Source organism: Alphaproteobacteria bacterium (genome assembly GCA_035625915.1).
Classification (GTDB): Bacteria; Pseudomonadota; Alphaproteobacteria; order JACZXZ01; family JACZXZ01; genus DATDHA01.
In genome coordinates this window covers 27333-50792 of record DASPOR010000138.1, presented here as the reverse complement: position 1 = coordinate 50792, position 23460 = coordinate 27333, and the positions used below count along the sequence as shown (strand labels likewise).

The window sequence follows — 23460 nt, the reverse complement described above, 5'->3', positions numbered from 1 at the left end:
ACCAGCGTGCTCAACATAAGACTAGGTACAAAATCGGCTATCGGCGGCCGCGCCAGCCACAGCTTTCCTTACGAAACCCCGGGGGCCGCTCGGTGCTGCTGTTTCTTAGAAGAGGAAAATGTGGTCTGAGCAGCACAACGGGAATTGCAGGGATGGGACTGTTTCGCAATACTCCCTTTAAACCGGACCACGGCCTGCAGATAGAAGACGGTCTTTTCAGAGGCAAGAGGGGCGTCTAAAATGTGTCTAAAATGGGTTAGACGCTGGTTCGAATGGGGTCGTTTTCTGCGGTTTTTGGAACAAAGCTTCCCGTCCCCGTGGGGGCGCCCTGAAATCAAAGATTTAGTGGAATGATGGCGGAGCATGGCCGATTTTTGGCTAATAAATAGGGATGCACAAAATCGGGGTTGCAAGCCGCTGCCCGCCTGCCGCGATCCGGGCCGCACCAGTGCCCGCTTGCGTTCCCTAGGCGAATATCTCAAATCTGAAAGTACTTAGAAACGACTGCTATTCAGGTGGCTGCGACAGTCCGGCATTCGACTCGTTTTCTTCCCAGCCTTCTGTCTCCTCGCGATATTCACGTGGTCCAACACTTGGGCAGCGTTCGAGGTCGGCTCTGTCTGGAAAAACTTGGATAGAGAATCTAGAGGCCCATTTGTGGCCAAAGGTGACCTCATAACGAACGTACCCATAACAGAATGGAGTTGTCGCTCTCGCAAATTTGAAAGGAGGGCCAGGGCTCCATGTCGTAGGACCCTTGATCGCAGAATGAACGTCCCTGATATTGCGTCGGTTCGCACCTTCATATTTCCGGGGTTGTTGTGAGCTATCTTTGTCATTAAAAATAACCCTCATGCTCTCTACGTAAGCCGCCGCGTGTCCAGAATTGCGACGCTAATAACAATGTCCCACTCAGAATCGCGCTTTACTATTTTCCCGAAGCGCACATCGACACGGTCGCCCTCAAGAGCTCTCACTGTTTTAGTTTGTAATTTAGTGAATTGAGTCGTGCGCCACGTAAAAAAGCGAATAGCGATGGCTGCTAAAGCAGTAATGACAAGAGCGATGAAAGTGGCCTAATCGGTAAGCCAAACCCTTGCACATCCGAATCACGACATGATAAAAATCCTTTTGCCGGATTTGGATTGGTTCTTTTAGTCTTAGCTATTGGTGAATGTGTCTCCTGAACTTGGGTATGGAAATTCCCCATCAATCGTAGAAGTACCTAACGTGGCCAAGGGTCTACGTCAAATTCGGGATGATTGCATGCTTCCCTAATCTTTTCGCGAAATTGAGTCGCGTAACTTCCAGCCATGCTCCTTTCCATTGGGAGCCTCGTCCTGTCGGTTCCGCGAGCGTCGGAGTTCACCGCGGGCCGAATGTCGAGCCGGCTCGGCAGCTAGCCCGATTTACAGATGCCACGAGGCCGAACGCGGTGCTATTGGACGATGGTGTCGCCGATAACCAGGAGTCATTTGACGTGACGGTCGTCGGCTGTTACCAAGCATTCGGAGTTACTCGAGTGCGAGTGGCTCCGCGGCGGCGTTTCTCAAGAGACAAGCGATGGGCGTCAAAAACTCTATCAAGTGCAGCCACAGCGGCGTTGTGAGGTGTGCCGGTGAATGGCGCATGGTCGCCGTGCTGGGCGTTCATTGACGCCGATGTATTGGCGACACTTTCGTCTAATTGATTCGCCGGCGCATTTGGTACAGTTGTGGAACGGGTCGTGGGGGCTCCTCCGGGCTCGATCGTTCAGGGTCCCGCCGCAGTTATCGGTTACGAGCGAGAGCTGCTGATACTGCCGAGGCTCGTAGCCAACAGGCGGCATGTCTTTGATGGTGCTTCATGCTTAAACGCATTGCCATCGGCGCCGGGTCCCTAGGAATGGCGTGTCTGCTCGTGTTTCTCGCGCTTGCGTGGCGCCCGGCCATCGCGACCGTCGATCCGCCGGACAAGACCAACTTTCCCCCCGAATTGATCGCAAAGGGTGAGGTCCTCGCCGGTGCCGGATACTGTGCGGCGTGCCATACCCGGCAGGGCGGACCACCGTTGGCCGGCGGACTTGCACTGCGCACACCGTTCGGAACGATTTATTCGCCGAACATCACACCAGAACCAGAGACGGGAATCGGCCGCTGGTCATTGGAGGCATTCACCCGCGCGATGCGCGAGGGAGTTTCGCGGGACGGATCGCACCTATTCCCGGTATTCCCATACGATCACTTCACCAAGGTTTCGGACGACGATGTCAAAGCAATCTACGCTTATATAATGACGCAGCCGGCAGTCAGGGCCGAGGCGCCGGATAACACAATTCCATTCCCATTCAACATCCGCTTTCTGCAGGAAGGCTGGAAAATCCTATTCTTCAGAAGCGGCCGCTATCAACCGGACGCATTGAAAAGTGCCCAGTGGAATCGCGGCGCCTACTTGGCAGAAGGCCTTAGTCATTGCGGCGATTGTCACACGCCACGCAACATGCTTGGCGCCGAAAAGGGCGGGGATGCCTATGCAGGTGCCATAGTCGATAACTGGATTGCACCTGCCCTGACGGATGCTAATCCCTCGCCCGTACCGTGGACCGAGGATGAACTTTTCAGTTACTTGCGCAGCGGCGTGGCCCCGCTTCATGGGGTTACCGCCGGTCCGATGTCTCCGGTCGTTCATGCCGGTCTTTCGGCGGTACCTGACTCCGATGTCCGCGCCGAAGCGATCTATTTCGCGGACCTCGACCATGCGGCCAGTCGTACAAGCGCGATCGATGCGACGGTGAAAGAAGCGCTGACGAAGTCCGGCCTCGGCAGTACGTGGGAGTACGATCCCGACGCCCGTCTTTATGCCAGCGTTTGCATCGGTTGCCACTACAATGCCGGCCCCACTCCGCTCGCCGTGCGTCCGGAACTCGCGCTCAATAGCGCGCTGACGCTGCCTGAGCCCGCGAATTTCATCCACGTTGTGCTCAATGGGATCGGCGTATCGGAAGGTGGGCTAGGCCTCGTGATGCCCAGCTACGCTGCGGCACTTTCAGATGCCGATATCGCGCGGCTTGCGGCTTATCTGCGGCGCACTCGCACGGACAAGCCGCCCTGGACAGATCTCGAAAAGAAGATAGCCGCCGCCCGCGCGCAACGGACGTCCAACTGAGATTAAAGCAGGAGCCGTTCGATCATGACTACGCTCGATCTCAATGGCCGTACCGTCTCGGTACAAAGTCCGGATGACACACCGCTCCTATGGGTGATCCGCGACGAGTTTAGTCTCACCGGCAGCAAGTTCGGTTGCGGGATCGGGATGTGCGGCGCCTGCACCGTTCACGTGGACGGTCGACCCACGCGATCGTGCATCACGGCAGTTGGCGCTGTCGCCGGCGCAAAAATCACGACCATCGAAGGACTTGATCCCAATGGGAGCCACCCCCTGCAAACGGCCTGGATTGAAATGCAGGTTCCACAATGCGGCTATTGCCAGTCGGGCCAGATCATGCAGGCGGTTGCCCTGCTCAAGGACTATCCGGATCCAACCGACCAGGACATCAACGCGGTGATGGCGGGCAATCTCTGTCGTTGTATGACTTACGTCCGCATTCGGAGTGCCATCAAACTCGCGGCGTCGCGCATACGAGGAGGATCGCATGCTTAGCCGCCTCTGCAAGCCGTCTTCATCCGATTCCGCGGATTTTGCGCTATCGCGGCGAAATTTTCTGATTGCGACGATCGAGGCGGGGATTGTGCTGGGATACGCGCGCTCCGCGCTGAGCGCGGTCGAATTTCCGTTGACTGTCGAGCAGCAGACCGCTCCCGGCAACCTGTTTGAGCCGACGATCTGGTATTCAATCGGCCGCGACGGCCAGATAAATGTCAACATTATTCGATCGGAAATGGGTCAGCACGTCGGCACGGCGCTTGCTCGCATCCTCGCCGACGAGCTGGAGGCCGACTGGAACAAGGTGGTGATCGTACATGTCGATACCGATCCGAAATGGGGCGAGATGATTACCGGCGGCAGCTGGTCGGTATGGCAGAGTTTTCCTGTCCTCAGCCGCGCGGGTGCTGCGGGCCGCATCGCTCTCATAGAAGAGGGAGCGAAACTTCTGAACGTTGATAAAAATACATGTACGGCACGAAACGGCACAGTCGTGTCTGGAAGCCAGTCGGTTGCATACGGCGATATCGTGGTGCGCGGCAATCTGAACCGAAGCTACACGCCGGACGAGCTGAAGGAGATGCCGATAAAGCCTGCGGCCGAACGGCGTCTGATCGGAGGCGACACAACGGCACTCGACATTCCTGCCAAGGTCAATGGCGAGGCACGCTACGGGATCGATGTGGCGGTGGAAGGGATGGTCTACGCTCGTCCAAAGGTGCCGCCGACGCGTTACGACTGCTCGGTCGTCTCGATCGATGATTCTGCAGCCAAGAGCGTGCCCGGCTACATCAAAAGCTTGGCGCTCGATGACCCGTCTGGCACAGCGCCGGGTTGGGTAATGGTCTATGCCGAAAGCTTCACGGCGGCTAACCGAGCTGCCGACTTAGTAAAGGTCGACTGGAGCACCCCCAAGGCTGCGCATGTCTCCGAACAGGATTTGCAACGGCGTGCTGCCGATTTGATCTCTGACAAAAATGGTGGTGCGCTTGTTGTCGACGATCCCGGCGTGGATTCCGCTTTCGCGGCGGCGAAACGAACGCTGGACCAGACCTACACGACCAGCACCGTGATGCATTTTGCGCTCGAGCCGATCAACGGTCTCGCGTTCGAGAAAGATGGTGTGTTTGAGGTGCACACGGGAAGCCAGTGGCCGACCTTGGCGTTGTCTTGGCTATCCAAGGCGCTCGGCCGCAGCCAGGACAAGATCGTCATACGCAGTTACCTCCTTGGGGGCGGGTTTGGCCGACGGCTTGGCGGCGACTACGCCGTGCCGGTCGCACTCGCTGCCAAGGCGGTGGGAAGGCCAGTCAAGATGATCGCGACGCGAGCGGATGACATGCGTTTCGACTGCCCCCGGTCGCCCTCGGTGCAGCGATTGCGTATGGCATTCGGAGAAAACGGCCAGGTTACGGCGATGGAGCATGATGCGGCGGCCGGTTGGCCCACTGCCGCCTACGCGCCGTTTTTCATGCCGAAGGACAAAAATGGCGTCGCGTACGATCCGTTTGCCATCCACGGCGCAGACCATTGGTACACCGTGGGTGCACACCGGGTCCGCGCCTTGCTCAACGATCTCGCGAATCAAACCTTCCGACCGGGCTGGCTCCGCTCGGTTGGTTCGGGTTGGGTCAACTGGGCGCTGGAAAGCTTCATGGATGAAGCCGCACACGTTGCGAAAGTCGATCCGGTGGCCTTCCGGTTACGCCTTCTCGACGGTGCTGGACGAAATGCCGGCAGCGCACCGAACGCCGTAGGCGGCGCGCGACGGCAAGCGGCCGTACTGGCTCGCGTTGCCGAAAAAGCAGCATGGGGTAGTGCGATGCCTCAGGACGTCGGGCTGGGCATTGCGACGACGTTCGGTCAGGAGCGCAGCATGCCGACCTGGCTCGCATGCGTCGCGCGTGTGCGCGTCGATCGCGCGAGCGGTCGCATCATCGTCGAAAAACTGACCCTGGTCGTCGATGCAGGCACGATCGTGCACCCTGATGGCGCCAAGGCGCAAATTGAAGGCGCTGCGCTATGGGGATTGAGCATGGCGCTGCATGAGGGGTCGGAATTCGTGAACGGGTCGCCGAGAGACACCAATCTCGACACATACACACCGCTGCGCATGGGTGACGTGCCCGATCTCGATGTCGAGCTTGTCGAGAGTAAGGAAGCGCCAGTTGGCCTCGGCGAGCCGGCGACAACCGTGGTTGCTCCCGCCATCGGCAATGCTATCTTTGCTGCCGTAGGCGTGCGGCTTCGACACCTGCCCATTCGTCCAGCGGCTATCCTCGAGACACTCACGCGTAGCTGATCCGCAAAAGCGAACTCATCACTCGATGGCTTCCCGCCATGGGCGATGTTCGATTGTCAGTCGACGAGGCGATCGAAAAAGTCGCAGCGCATGCAGTTGCGGCAGAGCATAGTCGTCGCCAAGAACGACATGCTCGCACATTCAAATCAATGGGAGCCAATCGCACATGTCATCGAGCGCAATGCGACGGCATTGGACGATAGTGTCACCGACACCTTCGTCTAATCGATTTGCGTCTGCACTTGTCGCACTTTTTATTGCTTCAGATTGACATGCACATGCTCGGCGTAGAGTCTGTCGTACCAGGGTTACGACGAATCGAACGTCCAGCAAGTCTGCGCCCGACCATGCCGGAAAACGTGTGCGCGAATGTCGCGTTAGCGGAGGCGAGAGATGAATTCCTCGGTCGTACGGATGGCCGTCTACACAGCTCTTACCCGGCTGGGGCGTCTAGGGGCCGATGTCGGGTAACTATTCCAGCGCAATACTGTGGGTGGCGATGGCTGCGCGATCGCGGCTTTGCGTGAGTAGCTGCTATCGAGTGGCGGCTGCGATGACGAAGCACCCGCCGATGCTATTCGCACATTTCGTTCAGTGAGAGGGTAAGGAAATGAACAATCCAGTAGCATCCCGCCGGATTCGCCTTGAGCGCCGGTCGCCCTTCTATTGGCGAGTGACTTTTGATCATCCGCCTCTGAACATCTTTGGGCCGGAGTCGATCCCGCAATTGGAACAGGTCGTCAAATCACTCGAGGTCGATCCGGACGTAAAGGTTGTGGTCTTTGACAGTGCGGTCGAAGGCTTCTTCCTGACTCACTATGATTTCCTTGCGAAGCTAGAGGACTCGACAAGCCTGCCTCCCGGCCCGACAGGGCTGCAGCCCCTGCCTGATATGCTCGCCCGACTCAGCCGTGCGCCGGTTGTTTCGATTGCGTCAATTCGGGGACGAGCGACAGGGGTCGGAAGCGAACTGTCCCTTGCATCCGACATGCGCTTCGCCAGCCGCGAAAAGGCCATCCTCTCGCAATGGGAAGTCGGCGCTGGCTTGGTGCCTGGCGGAGGGCCGATGGCGAGGTTGCCGCGTTTGATTGGCCGTGGGCGTGCGTTGGAAGTGTTTCTAGGGGCCGACGATATCCCTGGAGATCTTGCGGAGCTCTACGGCTACGTCAATCGTTCGCTCCCTGATCGAGAGCTTGACGGATTTGTCGACGCGCTTGCACGGCGGATAGCGACGTTTGACAAGCAGGCGCTCGCTGAAACGAAACGTCTGGTCAATATCGCCAGCCTACCTTCGGATGCGGAAATTGCCCCAGAGTGGGATGCGTTCATTGCTTCGGTGCAACGCCCCGCCGCTCAGGCAAGAATCAAGAAGCTGATGGAGCGGGGTTTCCACAAACCGGGCGACGCGGAAAATCGTCTCGGTCACTACGTTGGTCAACTTGGACCGTAAATGTTCGTAGGCTGTCTGCCTGGCTCCGTCGATCAAAGCGGCGCCTGGCTTGACGGTCGTTACATGCATCGACGTTACCATCGTCCCATTGTCGCAACTTCATCTTCCTGGTGTGATGGCTCCGTTACGACCGGTACTCGTTTTTGTGCAAGTTCTGTGACAGCCAATCTTCGTGTCGCGCCAACGGGGGAGTGCGTCGCATGGCCAGACCCGTTGCTGATCAATTCGTTGAAGCTTCGGCCACAGCGGGTGTCGCGCGAGCTTGCGGCGTCGTCGGCGATCGCTTCAACGACCTTTGCTATGATCGGACGAATCGCCGAAATCATCGATCTTGCGGATACGAACCTCTGGCGCTAGCGCGCCATTTCGCATACGATCAACGACAGGACGGGAGATACGCCAACTCGATTTCCGAACGCGGGAGAGGGGCCGATCCAGTCCGATGAGAAGAACAACCAATCCACCGCGCCGCTCATGTCATTCACGCTGGCTTCGCTGGCCGGTGGTATGTGCTTCCGTTCTTGTCGCTTCCTGTGGGCGAGAGGGAGTGCTGGATCCGCAAGGGCCCATCGCGTCGGCGGAGCGACTTCTCCTGATCAATTCGACCGCAATCATGCTCGTTGTCGTGATTCCCGTGATCCTGGTCACCTTGGCGTTCGCCTGGTGGTACCGCTCGTCCAACACCCGCGCCAAACAAAGCATGGACGAGTCTTATGAAGGGCGTGTCGAGTTCGTCGTCTGGTCGATCCCGGCGTTGACCGTAATCTTGCTGGGCGGGGTCATTTGGATCGGTTCCTACCAGCTCGATCCGCGAGCGCCGATCCAGGGGAAGTCCGACCCGCTTCGCGTGGACGTGGTAGCGTTTGATTGGAAATGGCTATTCATTTATCCCGACCAGGGCATAGCCGCAATCAATCAGCTTGTCATCCCGGCTGGAACGCCCATCGAATTTCGGCTCACCTCGGCGACAGTGATGAATTCGTTCTTCGTGCCACAGCTCGGCAGCCAGATCTACACGATGGGCGGCATGACGACCCATCTCAGCCTTCTCGCGGATCAGCCGGGCGAATATCGCGGCTTTTCGGCGAATTTCAGTGGCGATGGCTTTTCCCAAATGCGGTTTATCGTCAAGTCGGTAACCACCGGCGATTTCAGCGCCTGGGTCGAGCAGGTGCGCGGCGCGGGACCCGCGCTCGACGATGCCGCCTACGCCGAGTTAGCAAAGCCGAGCAAAGCCGTGCCGCCCACAACCTATCGCTCGGTGGACGCGAAGCTGTTCGAACGCATCCTTGAACGGACGGTGGCGGGCCCCGAAAAGGTGGGCATCGCTGGGGACTGTTGTCCTGCGGCGCGACAGGCGGGAGGGTGACATGCTGGGAAAGCTGAGCTGGTCAGCAATTCCTTTCAATGAGCCGCTGCCGCTGCTCAGCGGAGCGGTCGTTGGCATCGTCATTCTGGCCATCCTCGTGATCGTCACCGTAAAGGGCTGGTGGCCATATCTGTGGCGCGAGTGGCTGACCAGCGTCGACCACAAGCGCATCGGCGTCATGTACTTATGTCTCGGCCTGGTGATGTTGCTGCGTGGCTTCTCGGATGCGATCATGATGCGCACACAGCAGGCTTTCGCGGTCGGCGGTGCGCAGGGATACTTGCCGCCAGAGCACTACAACCAGGTCTTCTCGGCACACGGCACGATCATGATTTTTTTCGTGGCGATGCCGCTCGTCATCGGACTGATGAACTTTGCCGTGCCGTTGCAACTGGGCGTGCGCGACGTCGCCTTTCCTGTGCTCAATTCGGTCAGCCTGTGGCTTACGGCAACGGGCGCGCTGCTGATCAATATGTCGCTCGTCATCGGCAATTTCGCGCGCACCGGTTGGATGGGCTATCCGCCGCTCTCCGAGCTGGCCTTTTCGCCAGATGTCGGCGTTGATTACTACCTCTGGTCATTACAGATCTCAGGTGTCGGAACCTTACTGACCGGCATCAATTTCGTGACCACGATTCTCAAATTGCGCGCTCCGGGCATGACCTATTTCCGGATGCCGGTGTTCTGCTGGACCGCGCTGTCGGCAAATCTGTTGATAGTCGCCGCCTTTCCGATCCTGACCGCGACCTTCGTGATGCTGCTGCTCGATCGTTACCTCGGCATGCATTTCTTCACCAACGATGCCGGCGGTAACCAGATGATGTATGTCAATCTGTTTTGGGCGTGGGGCCATCCCGAAGTCTACATATTGGTCCTGCCGGCGTTCGGGGTCTTTTCCGAAGTGGTCGCGACCTTTTGCGGCAAGGGGCTGTTCAGCTACCGCTCGATGGTTTTGGCGACGCTCGGAATTTGTGTGCTCTCTTTCATGGTCTGGCTGCACCACTTTTTCACGATGGGAGCGGGCGCCAACGTCAATGCGTTCTTCGGGATCATGTCGTCGATCATTGCAGTGCCGACGGGAGTCAAAGTCTTCAACTGGCTGTTCACGATGTTTCGTGGTCGGATCGTGTACAAGACGCCGATGATGTTCGCCATCGGGTTCATTATCACGTTCGTAATCGGCGGCCTTACTGGCGTTTTGCTGGCGGTTCCGCCGGTCGATTTCGTGCTCCACAACAGCGCGTTCCTGGTTGCCCATTTTCACAATGTTATCATTGGCGGCGTCGTGTTCGGCGCGCTTGCGGGTATCAACTTCTGGTTCCCGAAAGCGTTCGGGTTCACCCTCGACGAACGCCTGGGTCATGCCAGTTTCTGGTGCTGGTTCGTCGGCTTCTATCTCGCCTTCATGCCTCTCTATGCCCTGGGCCTGAAGGGGATGACCCGGCGCCTGGAACAGATAGCCGAGCCGAGCTGGCAGCCGCTGCTGCTCGTTGCGGAGTTCGGAGCCATCGTGATTCTCTGTGGAATCATCTGCCAGATTGCGCAACTCTATGTCAGCATTCGCACGCGCGAGCGTCGACTCGACCTGACCGGGGACCCGTGGAACGGACGGACCCTTGAATGGTCGACCTCGTCACCGCCACCAGCCTACAATTTTGCCGTGCTACCCAAAGTCGAGGCGATCGACGCATTCTGGTACATGAAGCGTGCGGGCCGAGCCCCGGCCGAGCCGGTATATGAAGCGATCGAAATGCCGCGCAACAGTGCAGCGGGTTTCGTCACCGCATTCTTTGCGGTGATCATGGGTTTTTCGCTGATCTGGCAGATTTGGTGGTTGGCGATCCTCGGCTTCGTCGCCGCGATAGTCGTGGCTCTGATAGCCGGCTGGAGCATCGAGCGTGAGCGCGAAATCTCGGCCACCGAGGTTGCGCAAATGGAACGGGCTCGGTGAGGTAGCCGGCATGACGATCGGAACAGCCGATAGAGCTCCGGACGCGCTCCGGACCGAGTTCGCCCGAGGGCGCGGCGGCGGTGGGCCGGCCTCGAAGCGCATCGTCGTCGCTTATGGATTCTGGATATTCATTCTCGGCGACATGATCATGTTCTCGGCGCTGTTCGCAGCGTATGCGGTCTTGTCGCATAATACCGCGGGCGGACCGACAGGGGCCGAGCTTTTCAATATCCGCAGCGTCTTCATCGAGACGATGTGTCTATTGTTCTCGAGCTATACATGCGGGCTCGGTGCGTTGTCCGCCGAGCGGCGGCAACCGGCGCGCTTCTTGATCTTCTCAGCTTTTACATTCGTGCTCGGTGCGGCCTTTCTGTACATCGAGGCCACGGAATTTGCTGGCATGGTAGAGAGGGGTGCTGGGCCGTCGCGCAGCGGCTTTCTGTCCGCCTTCTTCACTTTGGTCGGCACTCACGGCATCCACGTCGCCAGCGGTCTGATCGCACTCGTCTATCTGGTTGCCCAGGCGATCGCACACGGCCTGCGACCCGCCGTGCTGCGGCGTCTATTGTGCTGGAGCTTATTCTGGCACGCGCTGGACATCGTCTGGGTCGGGGTATTCACGTTGGTCTATCTGATGGGAGCTTGACGTTGATGGACAGTCACGAGCACGTTTTCGACGACCGCACGCCGGGCGTCGAAGAGCATGAGCGCACAGCCAACTATCTGTCGTACACGGCGGGGCTGGCGCTTGCGATCCTGGCGACGATCGCCTCGTTCGTCGTGTCGCAGACCAATTTGCTCTGGCCCCCGGGCATCCCGGTCGGGTTGATCGTGCTCGCCTTCGCGCAGATCGGCGTACACCTCGTCTTCTTTTTGCATCTGGGCAGCGGAGCCGATAGCACGAACAATATTCTGGCCCTCGCCTTCGGCGTGCTGATCGTCTTCCTCGTCATTGCAGGTTCGCTCTGGATCATCGCCAATCTCAACAGCAACATGATGTCGATGCCCATGCAGTAAAAAGGGGAAAGTCATCACGAACGATCTCGCGGGATTACCGACGGCCCGCTAAGCTACCGGATCGGCCCGCCGCCGCACATCCAGCATTGTGCCGCTATCATTCCACACTTGACCAGGGATCGTAGCTGCCAAAGTTCCACACATTTCCTTCGCAATCGAACACGTCGTACGCGCGGCCCGGATAGCCCTCATTGTCATGAGGCTTGCGAATCACGCGTGCGCCGGCTGCCGCAGCCCGCAAATGATGCGCATCGGGATCATCGATGACTGCGCACACGCACATTGTCACGCCACCCGCCTGAGCCGGCGTCATCCACCCGTAAAGCGCCTTTGTTTCCCCCTGCCGATCGGTTCCGAGCATGATCATATTGCCATCGAGCACGAGTTGGGCGTGGTGGATGATCGAAGGGTCTTTATCGTCGGCATAAACTACATGAGCACTGAAGCCAAAGGCGTTGCAAAGAAATTCGATTGCAGCCGGCGCGTCGGCGTAGCGCAGACAAGGAATCAAAGCATGTCGCGGCATGGCGCGTCCCTCCTGTGTCACTGCCGACAGAACGCCCCATTTTTGCACGTCTGGCCGACCGTCTCACGTCAGCAATTGGGCCAAAAAGACTTTCGTCGCCCGCATTGTTCATTGACGCAATGCGGCAATGCGATGAGATATGGGAAGCCCTCGAGGTGCTGGAGTTCACGCGAGATCCAATCTCCACGCATCGGCGATGGGTGGAGGCCTCTCACACGGCCAAGCAATCCTCGACCTTCCAGCCGTAAAGCCATTCCATCGCGTCGTAGAAACGTTCCTGCGTACGACCCTTCCAAAGATCGTTCCGCACCAATCGCTCAACACCTTTGGCGTGATAGATACGCCCCATCTCGCGGGCCGAAAGCACGACGCGCGCCGTGCGGGAGATGCGCGAACGTTCGTAATGGGCGAAGGCAAGCTGAAAGTCTCCGGCATGAACGCGCAGCGCCTCGCCCAGCGTCACGGCGTCCTCTAGCGCCATGCACGCACCCTGCGCGAGGTATTGCAGCGTTGGATGTGCGGCATCGCCGAGCAGTGTGACACGGCCGTAGGTCCACCGGCCGATCGGCTCGCGGTCGGCTGTTGCCCAGCGCTTCCAGTCCTTAGGCAGTTCGATCAACTGTCGGGCGCGGGCACAGATCCCCTCAAAATAGCTTTGCACTTCCTCCCGCGTTCCCTCGCGCACACTCCACTTCTCCTTTGCGCGACTATGAAAGGTGACGACGACGTTGTACTGCTCACCGCCACGCAAGGGGTAATGCACCAAATGGCAGTCGGGCCCGACCCAGATGCTGGCGGCATTCCATTGCAGGTCCGACGGGAAGTTTTTCTTATCGACCACTGCGCGGTACACGACATGGCCCGATACGCGCGCTTCGTCGCCGACATACTGCTGGCGCACTGCCGACTTGACGCCATCAGCACCGATGACCGCGACGCCACGATGCTTACCGCCGTTGGCATCATAGACGGTCACACCATTGTCATCCTGTTCGATGCGCTGCACCTGCGTCGACGTCGCGATTTCGATCCGCTGGGACCCCTTGGCACCCTCGAGCAACGACATGTGCACGTCGGCGCGATGGATCACGGCATAGGGGTTCCCGAAACGCGCACGAAATGCTTCGCCGGTCGGCACGCGACCGACCAGATATTCATTCAGTGCATCGTGCATGACCATCTCGTCGGTATAGACCGCACGACTACGCGCTTTGGGGCCGATGCCAAGCGCATCGAACGCCGCGAAGGCGTTCGGTCCAAGTTGGATGCCGGCGCCGATCTCGCCGAGCCGTGGCGCTTGCTCGAGGACTTTGACGCGAAGTCCTTGCCGCGTGAGTGCCAGGGCAACCGCCAACCCGCCAATGCCGCCGCCGGCCACCAATACTGGATCGTTCGCCCGATCTGCGCGCATCGAACTCTTCCCTCGTACGTTGTTAAGGCAATTTGGTCGAAATATTAAACTATATTGCTATTTTCAGTATGAAAGGCATTCGGTGCGTGACATCGATTTCAGACTGCTAGCAACCTTCGGATAACACAAGGAAGGGCCACTAAACGGCATGGGCACGCTCGCGCCATCGAGTTCGATGTGGGAGGGGATCTGTACGTCCTTGGATTTGTGTTAAGTTGAAAAATTCGAAATTTGCGAGCAGCACGCTGTTTCCGTTTAGGCCGGTCTCTACCGCTGGCATAAGCGGTAGCGTTCGGGCAAGCTGGCGGGAATGGTGTCCGAATTGGCCTTACCCTTTCTCCCGTCGCTCCTGGCCGCATGCCTGGTGCTGGTGGTCGGCGGTGTCCTGACCCAGCGCGTGGCCTTCTTGGCGCGCTACAGCATTCCAGCACCGATCGTCGGCGGTATACTTTTTGCGTTAATTGCACTGCTCGCGCAACAGGTGACCGGGGTCAAGGTCTCGCTTGATACTTCGACCAGGGTTCCCTTGCTGTTGACGTTTTTCGCTTTGATCGGATTGACGGCCGACCTGACATTGCTTCGATCGGGCGGAATCCGATTGCTGCGGTTTTTGCTCGTCCTATTTCCATTTCTTGTCGCGCAGGACGGCCTGGGTGTGATGATGGCGCAGTTGCTCGGCCTCCACCCCACACTCGGCTTGATAGCGGGCTCTGTCACACTTGTCGGCGGACACGGCACGGGTGCGGCCTACGCGGAACGTTTCGCCGCGGAATACGACCTGCTCGGCGTCATGGGCGTGACCATGACCTCGGCGACGCTCGGCCTCGTGATTGGCGGCATTATCGGCGGGCCGGTGGCTGAACGACTCATTCGGCAGTTGTCGCGCGCCGATGTAGAACCGGCCGCTGACGGCGGCGTAGTCGGCGGACCGGTAACGACGCCGGTCACCACGTTGTCGTTTACGATCTCGCTTGCAGCCGCTTTGGCCGCAGTAATCGTGGGCCGCATGCTGGGGAGCATGCTGCAGGGTGGCGCGATAACAGTGCCGGATTTCCTGTGGTGCCTGATTATGGGCCTTATCATCCGCAACGGCGGTGCGGCTATCGGATTAAGGCTGCACGACGCGGCGTCGGAACTGATCGGCTCGATCTGCCTTTCGATTTTTTTGTGCTGGACGATGATGACCTTGGATCTCGGCGCAAGCTTTTGGCTCGCTGGGCCTCTTTTGATCATTCTCGCAGCGCAGACGGTGCTTGTTGCCGCCTGGGCCACATACGCTGTGTTCAGGGTCGTTGGCGGCGATTACGAAAGTGCTGTCATCGCCGGGGCCTTCTGCGGATTCGCCATGGGTGCGACGGCGACGGCGATCGCCAACATGCAGGCGCTGACTCGCCGCCACGGTCCCGCACCGCAGGCCTTCGTGGTCGTGCCGCTCGTCGGCGCGTTCTTCATAGACTTGATGAATCTGGCAGTGCTGACATTCTTTTTGTTGCCCGGCTTCATCGTGGGCCGGTGAACACTGAACACTCGATTGTGTCCGCTCAACAAGGCACCTCGTTCGCTAGGCGACATCGATCGCTCGAAACTACTTTGATGGGCAATGCTTCACGGTGACACCGCATAGAACAAAAATACCGCGAAGATGACCAAGTGCACGATGCCCTGAAGCACCGTAGTTCTGCCGGTACCCAACGTGATCACGCCGATGACGAGCGTCAGGACCAAGAGGAAAGTGTCCTTTGGACCAAGGCCAAGCTCGAGTGGCTGGTCGATCACGATGGAAACGACTGCAACCACCGGGATCGTCAGGCCAATCGTCGCAAGCGCCGATCCTAGTGCCAGGTTCAAACTGGTCTGCAATCGATTGGCGCGGGAAGCCCTGACCGCTGCAAGACCTTCAGGCAACAGCACCAGTGCGGCAATGGCGATCCCAACCACCGCGTCCGGCAGGTCAAGCCGCCTTACGCCAATCTCCAATATAGGGGTGAGCGACTTGGCAAGGCCCACAATGGCGACCAGGGACACGATTAGGAGGCCGAGACTGACCAGGGCAACCCTGTTTGAAGGGGCCGTCGCGTGCGCGTCCTCGTTGCTGCGTTCGACAGGGAGGAAATAGTCATGGTGCCGTACGGTCTGGACGAAAACGAATGAGCCGTAGAGTACCAGCGAGACAATTCCCTCAAAAATAAGCTGTGGCGTACTGAACTGCGGGCCGGGCGCGCTCACCGAAACGTTCGGCGAAATCAGGGTGAGCGTGGTGAGCGCGGCCAGTACCGCAAGTGCGGCGCTCGCGCCGCGAAGTTGAAAGCCCTGTTCGCCATAGCGCGCACCACCCGCGAGAAGGCACAGGCCGACGATGCCGTTGCAGACGATCATGACGGCGGCAAAGACCGTGTCGCGCGCCAGCGCGGAATTTTCCGCAGGAGCCGCAAGCATGACGGAGACGATAAGTGCCACCTCGATAACGGTCACGGCGACGGCTAGAACAAGCGTGCCGAACGGTTCACCGGTGCGGTGTGCGACCACTTCGGCGTGATGGACGGCCGCGAACACCGTTGCAATGAGGACCGCCCCCGCGACTATTAGAATCAGGCTACCGGCGCCGGCAACGGCCGTCACAATCAATATCAGCCAAGCCAATACAGGCCACGTCCATGCCCACCAAGGTGTCCGCGCCGACACATTGCCCAAGGCTCTCCCCTCCTTCGCCAATGCTAACATGGTCAGTGCGATCGTCGCGATCTGAACGTTCGCAACACACCACAAATACAAATTGGCGGCCGTTCCAAAAGCCAACTTCGGTACCCTCGCCTATGTCGACGCGCATTTCGATGCTTTCGCTGGTCATGGCGAAGCCTTCGGTGCCGGGCGAGTCCAGCGCCCATCGCTTCAATACGTCTGCGGCGAAGTATCGCCGGCAGTTGGGATCTAACCACATTGCACCCGGATCGGTGGTTCTCCACATGGCGAAAAGCGATGCAATCCAGTTGCGACTGCGACGCGGACTCAAATCCCTTTTGTTATGAGTCTTCAAAATTTCTATCTCGAATTTTGTCGGAAGATGAATCTTCTACTCGCTGAGTGCCTTCCAAACTTCAATACGGCGCAGAGCTACTCCACGCCGCAGCGGGCTTCTCGAATGTTAGGAGGCAAGGGATGACGAAAAACATCGCCCAGAGCGCCATTAGCGACCGCAGGACGGCCGATATACCGGCTAGCCGACAGCGAGCGATAACCATTGCTCTGCCGCTATCAGTGAAGACGGGACAGTCTCATTCTCACTGGATGCCCTTTCGCATCGCAGGCGCCGACAGCCCTGTTACGCCGCGCGGGCGACGGCCATCGGTGCGCCGCACCAGTATGAGAAGTCATAGCCTCCAAGGTGGCAACTACTGAGAGTAACAACGCGACTCGATGGGCGCGAATAACCAGCATTCGAGGTCGGATCGCGCAACAAATTGCCGCTTTCAATCCCGGTAGACGCCATTGTCACGCCGACAGATTCAACAGCGCCATTGAATCGAACATGCAGCATGGATAGCATGGTAGTATTAGAGTCGTCTTATTCAGTAAACAGGGAGGCAATCATCAAGGCGGTGATTGCCCGAAAAACGTAAAAAGTGGAGGAATCCGATGAAACGATGGAATGCCTTCGCCTTTTTGATCGTGGCGTTGCCGCTGGCTGGCGTCTCGATGAGCGTTAACGCCGCCGACTGCCCAAAGGGCAAAATTAGAATATACACAAGCTGGCCGATGCAGGGCGCCATGCTCCCGGAAGGCACGGGCATGAAGAATGGCGTCGACATCGCCGTGGCCCAGAGCCAGGGCGTGGCCGCCGGCTACTGCCTCGAGGTGGTCAACTTAGACGATGCCTCGCCCCAGACCGGCAAGTGGGATGGTGCCGTCGAGGCGGAAAACGCGAACAAGGCCGTGTCTGACCCTGACGCCATGATCTATATCGGGACTTATAACTCGGGTGCCGCCAAGGTCTCGATGGCGATCACCCAGCGCGCCCACATGGCTCAGATCACGCCGGCCAATACTTATCCCGGCCTCACCAAGAAGGCGGGTGCCGCTGAGGGCGAGCCCGAGATGTACCGTCCTCTCGGGATCGTGAGCTACTTCCGTGTGCCGCCGGCGGACGACATCCAGGGTGCCGTGGGCGCCGCTTGGGCGAAAAAGCTCGGCCACAAGAAGGTGTTCATCCTGAACGATCAGGAACTCTACGGCAAAGGCATCGCGGACGTCTTCGAAGTCGCCGCCAAGCAGGCCGGCATGGAGGTCCTGGGCAACGAGGGGATCGATTACAAGCAGCCCGACCAGAAGCCGGTTCTCACCAAGATCCGGGCGAGCGGAGCCGACCTTGTCTATATGGGTGCCGTGGTCGAGACAGGGGCCCAGACCATCATTCGGCAGATGAAGGATCTCGGGATGGTGGCGCCCAAGGTCGAATTCATGGGTCCCGACGGGCTCTATGAGGACGAGCTTCTCAAGGCGGCCACCTGCGACGCAGCACTGGCCGTCGACATGCACATGACGTACGCCAGCCTGCCCTTCGAGCAGATGAGTGGCAAGGGCGCCGAGCTCTACAAGCTCTACAAGGAGAAATACAATATCGAGCCCACGGGCTACGCCCTTTATTCCTGGGAAGCCGGTGCCGTGGCTGTCGACGCCATCAAGCGGGCGGGCGAGAAGGACCGGGCGAAGATCCTGGCCGCCGTCGCCAGCACCAAAGACTTCGACGGTCTCAACGGCAAGTGGAGCTTCGACGCGAATGGAGACACCACGATGAAGGTCATGTCCGGCTTTAAGGTGGTCAAGGCGGACAACCCAATAGGGTGCAAGTTCGAATTCATAGAGGTCCTAAAGTAGCGCGAGACGGGGAGGGCCGGATTCGGCCCTCTCCCACCCCCGCGCGGGGTCCCCCAATTGGCCGAAGGGCGCCCCGGCGGCCGCTTGGCGGTCCGCTCTTAAGCGATAACGTGGCTAAGCGTACACCCAACTTTTCGCGTCGCGTCCCATGAACCTGTTCGAACTTATCGTCCAGCAGACCATCAACGGCCTCACCCGCGGGTCGATTTTTGCACTCATCGCCCTTGGCTACACGATGGTCTATGGGATCATCGAGCTGATCAACTTTGCCCATGGTGACATTTTCATGCTGGGCCTCATGATCTCGCTCACCCTGTTCACCGACTTTGGACTGGCACGCACGCTCCATGGCTGGGAGCTCGTGACCATACTGCCGCTTATCCTCGTCGTAACCATGATTTTGACCGGCTTCCTCAACCTCCTCGTCGATCGACTAGCCTACCGGCCGCTGCGGCGAGCGCCCCGGCTGGTTCCGCTGATCTCCGCAATCGGCGTCTCTTTCATGCTGGAAAATTTGACGCTCGTCTGGAAAGGGCCATACGTGCTCTCTTACCCCGACATATTCCCCAGCATCGACATTCTCCGGGACGTCTTCCAGATCGACAGCCAGATCTATATCACCACCAAGGATCTGCTGGTCGTCGGCGTCACGATCCCGCTGATATTTGCGCTTCATCTCTTCGTTACGCGTACCTCCTGGGGGAAGGCCATGCGCGCCACCGCCCAGGATCGGGAGACCGCCGCGGCCATGGGCATCGACGTGGAAAAGATGATCATGCTGACGTTCTTCGTAGGTGGCGCCTTGGCGGGGGCTGCCGGAGTGGTCCAGGGTGTCTACTACAACATCGGCCAATGGTGGATGGGCTATCAGGCGGGCTTGCGGGCCTTTACCGCGGCAGTGCTGGGTGGGATCGGGAATATGCCGGGCGCGGCAATCGGGGGGTTCTTGATCGGATTTCTTTCTGCCTGGAGCGATCAATACATTTCGCCCCGTTGGACCAACGCCGTCGTCTTCGCCATTTTGATTCTGGTCCTGGTGTTCCGGCCCCATGGCCTGTTGGGCGAACGCGCACCGGAGAAGCATTAGCACCATGACCACAGATACCCTCTGGATGTCTTTGCCTCAGCCGCTTCGCCTCCCGCTCGCGGTAGTGCTCGTCGTTGTCCTGCTGGTCGCCTTCCCGTTTGCCGACCAGGCACTTGGCACGAATACGCTCTACGCGGTCACCGACGCGATGATCTACGTTATGCTCGCCCTCGGACTCAATATCGTGGTGGGTTACGCTGGTCTTCTCGACCTCGGCTACGCCGCGTTCTTTGCGATCGGCGCCTACACCATGGGGCTGTTCAATTCCCCGCTCATGGGATTCGAGTGGGGCTTCTGGAAAGTTATCTGGCTGAGCGCCGTCGTCTCCGCGACCTTCGGGGTCATCATCGGGGCTCCGACGCTGCGGGTCCGAGGGGACTATCTCGCAATCATCACGCTTGCCTTCGGCGAGATCATCCCGGTCGCCATTCGGAATTTGGGCGATATAACGATCCAGATCGGCGGCTGGCAGCCGGTCACACGCCTGAATCTCACGGGGGGAGAGAATGGGGTCAATCCGATCGGACAGCCCCACCTGCCCGGCGTACCCTTCGAGACCAGCGTCATCCCCTGGTACTTCCTGATCCTGATCATCGGCGGAATCTCCGTCTGGGCCATGAACCGGCTGCGCCAGTCGCGGTTGGGCCGGGCCTGGATGGCCATCCGCGAGGACGAGACCGCCGCTGCCTGCATGGGGGTCGACCCGGTCAAATCCAAGCTTCTTGCCTTTGCGCTGGGAGCAACCTTCTCGGGTTTTGCCGGCTCCGTCTACGCAGCGAAGCTTCAAGTCATCACGCCGGGCGCTTTCGAGTTCAACGTCTCGATCATGCTGCTCTGCATGGTAATTCTCGGCGGAATGGGCTCGATCCGTGGGGTCATCGCGGGCGGCATTGTGATCACCCTGTTCGACCGGATTTTCCTCGCGCAGCTCACTCACTGGACCCGTTGGCTCGGCGGGATTCTCGGGATCCACGCGCTGACCACCGTGGATTTCACGCTGTGGCGCTGGTTTTTCTTCGGGCTCGGGCTTGTTGCCATGATGATCCTGAAACCGGGCGGGTTGATCGAGGCCGGGCGATGGCGCCGGGTTACCGTCGCGGACGATTCCGAGGAGGGGGCTGCGATCCCGGCACCGCACCCAGCACCCGTCCTGCACCGGGATCTCCCCGTGCTCGGCTGGCTGCGCGATGGAACGGCGCGCCATGCGCCGAGCACGGGCCATGGAAAGAAGGGCGCCATCCTCGAGGCGCGGGCGATCACCAAGCACTTCGAGGGTCTCACGGCCCTGACCAACGTCGACTTCTCGATCGAAGAAGGCTCGATCGCTGGCCTGATCGGCCCGAACGGGGCCGGAAAGACGACCTTTTTCAACATCATCACTGGTCTCCTCAAACCGAGCTCCGGCGAGCTGCTGTTCGACGGGCACAGCATCGCCGGGTTGCGTCCAAATCGAATCACGGAGCGTGGGATTGCCAGGACCTTTCAATCGATCCGTCTTTTCCCGAGTATGACGGCACTCGAGAACATTTTGGTCGGTGAGCATAGCCGTCTCCGCGGCGCCGTCGGCGCGGCCGTGTTCCGTCCGCCCTGGATTGTCAGAGAGGAGCTTGAGGCGCGCGATCGCGCCTTAGAACTCCTTGATTTCGTCGGGCTCGAAGGCCGGTCGGAGACGCTTGCGAAGAATTTTCCTTATGGCGACCAGCGACGCCTGGAGATCGCGCGCGCCCTCGCAACCCGACCGAGGCTTCTGCTGCTCGACGAACCGACGGCAGGGATGAACCCTCGCGAGACGGTTGACTTGGGCGAGTTCCTTGGACGACTCCGGCGAGAGCTGGGCCTGACAATCCTGCTCATCGAGCATCACATGGAGGTCGTCATGGGATTGTCCGATCACATCACCGTGTTGGATTACGGGGTCAAGATCGCCGAGGGCCCGCCCGCGCAGGTGCAGCGCGATCCTAAGGTCATTGAAGCCTACCTTGGCGAAGGCTACGAAGCGGATTTGCTCAGTGCTTGAACTCCTGGACGTCCACACCAGCTACGGAAACATCCGGGCCCTGAAGGGCATCTCGCTTAATGTCGAGAGAGGCGAGATCGTTACGTTGATTGGATCCAATGGGGCCGGCAAGACGACGACGCTCAAGACGATCATTGGCACGCTCGGCCCAAATAAAGGCGAGATCCGATTTGAGGGCGAGCGAATCGACGGCCTCTCGACCGACAAGGTGGTCCGAATGGGGATCTCCCAATCCCCCGAAGGCCGGCGCATCTTCCCTCGCATGACCGTTCTCGAGAATTTGGAATTGGGCGCATTCGCGCGTGCGGACAAGCACAACATCGCCGGCGACATCGAGCGGGTATTCACGCTCTTCCCCCGCCTGCAGGAGCGCCATCACCAGAAAGGCGGGACCCTCTCGGGGGGTGAGCAGCAGATGCTGGCGATGGGGCGAGCGCTGATGGCTAGTCCCAAACTGCTCCTCCTCGACGAGCCCTCCATGGGCCTCTCCCCAATCCTGGTCGCGACCATTTTCGAGACGATCGCCAACATACGCCAGCAGGGGACGACAATCCTCCTCGTGGAGCAGAACGCCCGAATGGCACTGCGCGTTGCGAATCGGGGCTATGTAATTCAGGCGGGGTACATCATTCTTCACGACTCGGCAGAAAGCCTCTTGCGGAGCGACCTCGTGCGCAAGTCCTACCTGGGCGAGAAGTCTACGTGACCGTCAACGGGCTGGCGCCCTCGAGCGGGGCTGCTCTTGAGTCGGCATTTGCGGCCCTGCGCGATCGGCCCCGGCGAATGCGGGCATGACCTCCTTGATGAAGAGTTCGAGCGAACGCTTCTGTTCTTTGAAGCCGAGCCCGTAGCTTGCGCAATAGGTGAAGTGGTCTACACCGAGCGCTTCATACGGCTTCAGTTTCTTAATTATTTCGGAAGGCGTGCCGAACATCAGGTTCTGCCGCAACGCCCCAATGTCGAATTCCTGACGGCTGTTCAGGCTTTCAAGGTCGATCTCCTCGGGGAAACCCTCCCGCACGCCCCCCAAATTCTTGAACAGGTTTTCGAAGCGGCCCATTTGACGCAGGGCGGCATTGACGGGCACTTCCCACTGGTCGGGGCGATCGTAGACGGCGGTATAGCGCATCGTCGCAAAGATTGGCCTGCGAGCAGTCGGGTTGTTGGCGAGGGCCGTCTCAAATCGCTCTTTGTAGGACTCGACTTCGGCAAATGGTCGCGACAAGGCCCAAGACAGAATGTTGCAGCCGTTCTTAACCGCAATGTCGTAGGTATGCGGTGAGCGTGCCGCGACCCAGAGTGGTGGATGCGGCTTCTGCAACGGCTTCGGCACTGCGGTCGACTCCGGGAATTTCCAATATTTGCCGTCGTGGGTGTAATCCCCGCGCCAGAGCGCCTTCAGGACGGGCAGCATTTCCTCCATGTAGTGATGGCCCTCGGTTTGCTTCAGGCCGGGCGCCATTCGGTCGAACTCGCGTTGGAAGGCGCCGCTACCAATGCCGAATTCCACCCTCCCTCGACTGTAGAGATCGAGGAGGCCGACTTCTCCCGCCAAGCGGATCGGGTGCCAGTACGGAGCCACCGCAACGGCTGTGCCGAGGCGGATTTGCGAAGTATGGGCGGCCCACCAGGTCAACATCGCAAACGGATTGGGTCCGATGAACAGTTCAAGCGCGTGATGCTCGGCCGCCCACACGATGGCAAAGCCGCCCTCGTCCGCCATTTGCACCATCTCAAGCGTATGGCGCTCGAGATCCCGTAGGTCGATGCTGGGTGTCGACCGCTCCATGTTGATGACGAGCTGGAACTTCATCGT

Annotated in this window: 18 protein-coding genes; 13 read left to right on the top strand and 5 right to left on the bottom strand. The window is 59.3% G+C overall.

All coding sequences use genetic code 11. The features are described from left to right. The first annotated feature begins 1845 nt into the window (after window positions 1-1845). The 8 genes from VEJ16_11270 (at window position 1846) to cyoD (ending at window position 11731) form a co-directional block, all read left to right on the top strand. On the top strand, window positions 1846-3144 hold the full coding sequence (locus VEJ16_11270; protein ID HYB10243.1) for a cytochrome c: 1299 nt from the start codon (window positions 1846-1848) through the stop codon (window positions 3142-3144). Window positions 3145-3168: 24 nt separating this feature from the next. Continuing rightward, window positions 3169-3639: a (2Fe-2S)-binding protein gene (locus tag VEJ16_11265; GenBank protein ID HYB10242.1), complete on the top strand. Its 471-nt coding sequence runs from the start codon at window positions 3169-3171 to the stop codon at window positions 3637-3639. Continuing rightward, the gene (locus tag VEJ16_11260; protein ID HYB10241.1) at window positions 3632-5944 is read left to right on the top strand and encodes a molybdopterin cofactor-binding domain-containing protein; all 2313 of its coding nucleotides are present in this window, start codon (window positions 3632-3634) and stop codon (window positions 5942-5944) included. The genes VEJ16_11265 and VEJ16_11260 overlap by 8 nt, the downstream gene beginning before the upstream one ends. A 610-nt stretch (window positions 5945-6554) precedes the next feature. Then, window positions 6555-7394, top strand: a complete 840-nt coding sequence (locus VEJ16_11255; GenBank protein HYB10240.1) for an enoyl-CoA hydratase/isomerase family protein — start codon at window positions 6555-6557, stop codon at window positions 7392-7394. 442 nt (window positions 7395-7836) lie between these two features. Then, window positions 7837-8763: a ubiquinol oxidase subunit II gene (gene cyoA, locus VEJ16_11250; protein HYB10239.1), complete on the top strand. Its 927-nt coding sequence runs from the start codon at window positions 7837-7839 to the stop codon at window positions 8761-8763. A gap of 1 nt (window position 8764) precedes the next feature. Next, window positions 8765-10714: a cytochrome o ubiquinol oxidase subunit I gene (gene cyoB / locus VEJ16_11245; GenBank protein ID HYB10238.1), complete on the top strand. Its 1950-nt coding sequence runs from the start codon at window positions 8765-8767 to the stop codon at window positions 10712-10714. Window positions 10715-10724: 10 nt separating this feature from the next. Then, the gene (locus VEJ16_11240; GenBank protein HYB10237.1) at window positions 10725-11360 is read left to right on the top strand and encodes a cytochrome (ubi)quinol oxidase subunit III; all 636 of its coding nucleotides are present in this window, start codon (window positions 10725-10727) and stop codon (window positions 11358-11360) included. A 5-nt stretch (window positions 11361-11365) separates the two neighbouring features. After that, the gene (cyoD, locus tag VEJ16_11235; GenBank protein HYB10236.1) at window positions 11366-11731 is read left to right on the top strand and encodes a cytochrome o ubiquinol oxidase subunit IV; all 366 of its coding nucleotides are present in this window, start codon (window positions 11366-11368) and stop codon (window positions 11729-11731) included. A 97-nt stretch (window positions 11732-11828) separates the two neighbouring features. Here the strand turns inward: cyoD and VEJ16_11230 are convergent, their stop codons facing one another. Together VEJ16_11230 and VEJ16_11225 are read right to left on the bottom strand one after the other, a co-directional pair. Next, window positions 11829-12257, bottom strand: coding sequence for a VOC family protein (locus VEJ16_11230; GenBank protein ID HYB10235.1), 429 nt, complete (start codon window positions 12255-12257; stop codon window positions 11829-11831). 211 nt (window positions 12258-12468) lie between these two features. Further along, window positions 12469-13668 carry a 3-hydroxybenzoate 6-monooxygenase gene (locus tag VEJ16_11225; protein ID HYB10234.1) on the bottom strand — a complete coding sequence of 400 codons (1200 nt, stop codon included), beginning with the start codon at window positions 13666-13668 and terminating at the stop codon, window positions 12469-12471. Between the two features lie 310 nt (window positions 13669-13978). On the opposite strand from VEJ16_11225, the gene gltS reads away from it, so the two are divergent. Beyond that, window positions 13979-15184, top strand: coding sequence for a sodium/glutamate symporter (gltS, locus tag VEJ16_11220; GenBank protein HYB10233.1), 1206 nt, complete (start codon window positions 13979-13981; stop codon window positions 15182-15184). A gap of 89 nt (window positions 15185-15273) precedes the next feature. On the opposite strand, the gene VEJ16_11215 is transcribed toward gltS, so the two are convergent. Beyond that, window positions 15274-16287, bottom strand: a complete 1014-nt coding sequence (locus VEJ16_11215; GenBank protein HYB10232.1) for an ionic transporter y4hA — start codon at window positions 16285-16287, stop codon at window positions 15274-15276. After that, the gene (locus tag VEJ16_11210; protein ID HYB10231.1) at window positions 16262-16702 is read right to left on the bottom strand and encodes a hypothetical protein; all 441 of its coding nucleotides are present in this window, start codon (window positions 16700-16702) and stop codon (window positions 16262-16264) included. The genes VEJ16_11215 and VEJ16_11210 overlap by 26 nt, the downstream gene beginning before the upstream one ends. Before the next feature lie 599 nt (window positions 16703-17301). Here VEJ16_11210 and VEJ16_11205 point away from each other — a divergent pair. From VEJ16_11205 to VEJ16_11190, 4 genes are all read left to right on the top strand, one after another. Beyond that, a complete protein-coding gene (locus VEJ16_11205) occupies window positions 17302-18540 on the top strand; it encodes a branched-chain amino acid ABC transporter substrate-binding protein (protein HYB10230.1) in 1239 nt (412 codons plus the stop codon). A gap of 148 nt (window positions 18541-18688) precedes the next feature. Further along, entirely contained in the window at window positions 18689-19627 is a 939-nt protein-coding gene (locus VEJ16_11200) for a branched-chain amino acid ABC transporter permease (GenBank protein ID HYB10229.1), read from the top strand. 4 nt (window positions 19628-19631) lie between these two features. Next, on the top strand, window positions 19632-21644 hold the full coding sequence (locus VEJ16_11195) for a branched-chain amino acid ABC transporter ATP-binding protein/permease (protein ID HYB10228.1): 2013 nt from the start codon (window positions 19632-19634) through the stop codon (window positions 21642-21644). Next, window positions 21637-22350, top strand: a complete 714-nt coding sequence (locus VEJ16_11190) for an ABC transporter ATP-binding protein (protein ID HYB10227.1) — start codon at window positions 21637-21639, stop codon at window positions 22348-22350. Before VEJ16_11195 ends, VEJ16_11190 begins: the two co-directional genes overlap by 8 nt. Before the next feature lie 3 nt (window positions 22351-22353). On the opposite strand, the gene VEJ16_11185 is transcribed toward VEJ16_11190, so the two are convergent. Beyond that, entirely contained in the window at window positions 22354-23457 is a 1104-nt protein-coding gene (locus VEJ16_11185) for an LLM class flavin-dependent oxidoreductase (GenBank protein HYB10226.1), read from the bottom strand. Between the last annotated feature and the right edge of the window lie 3 nt (window positions 23458-23460).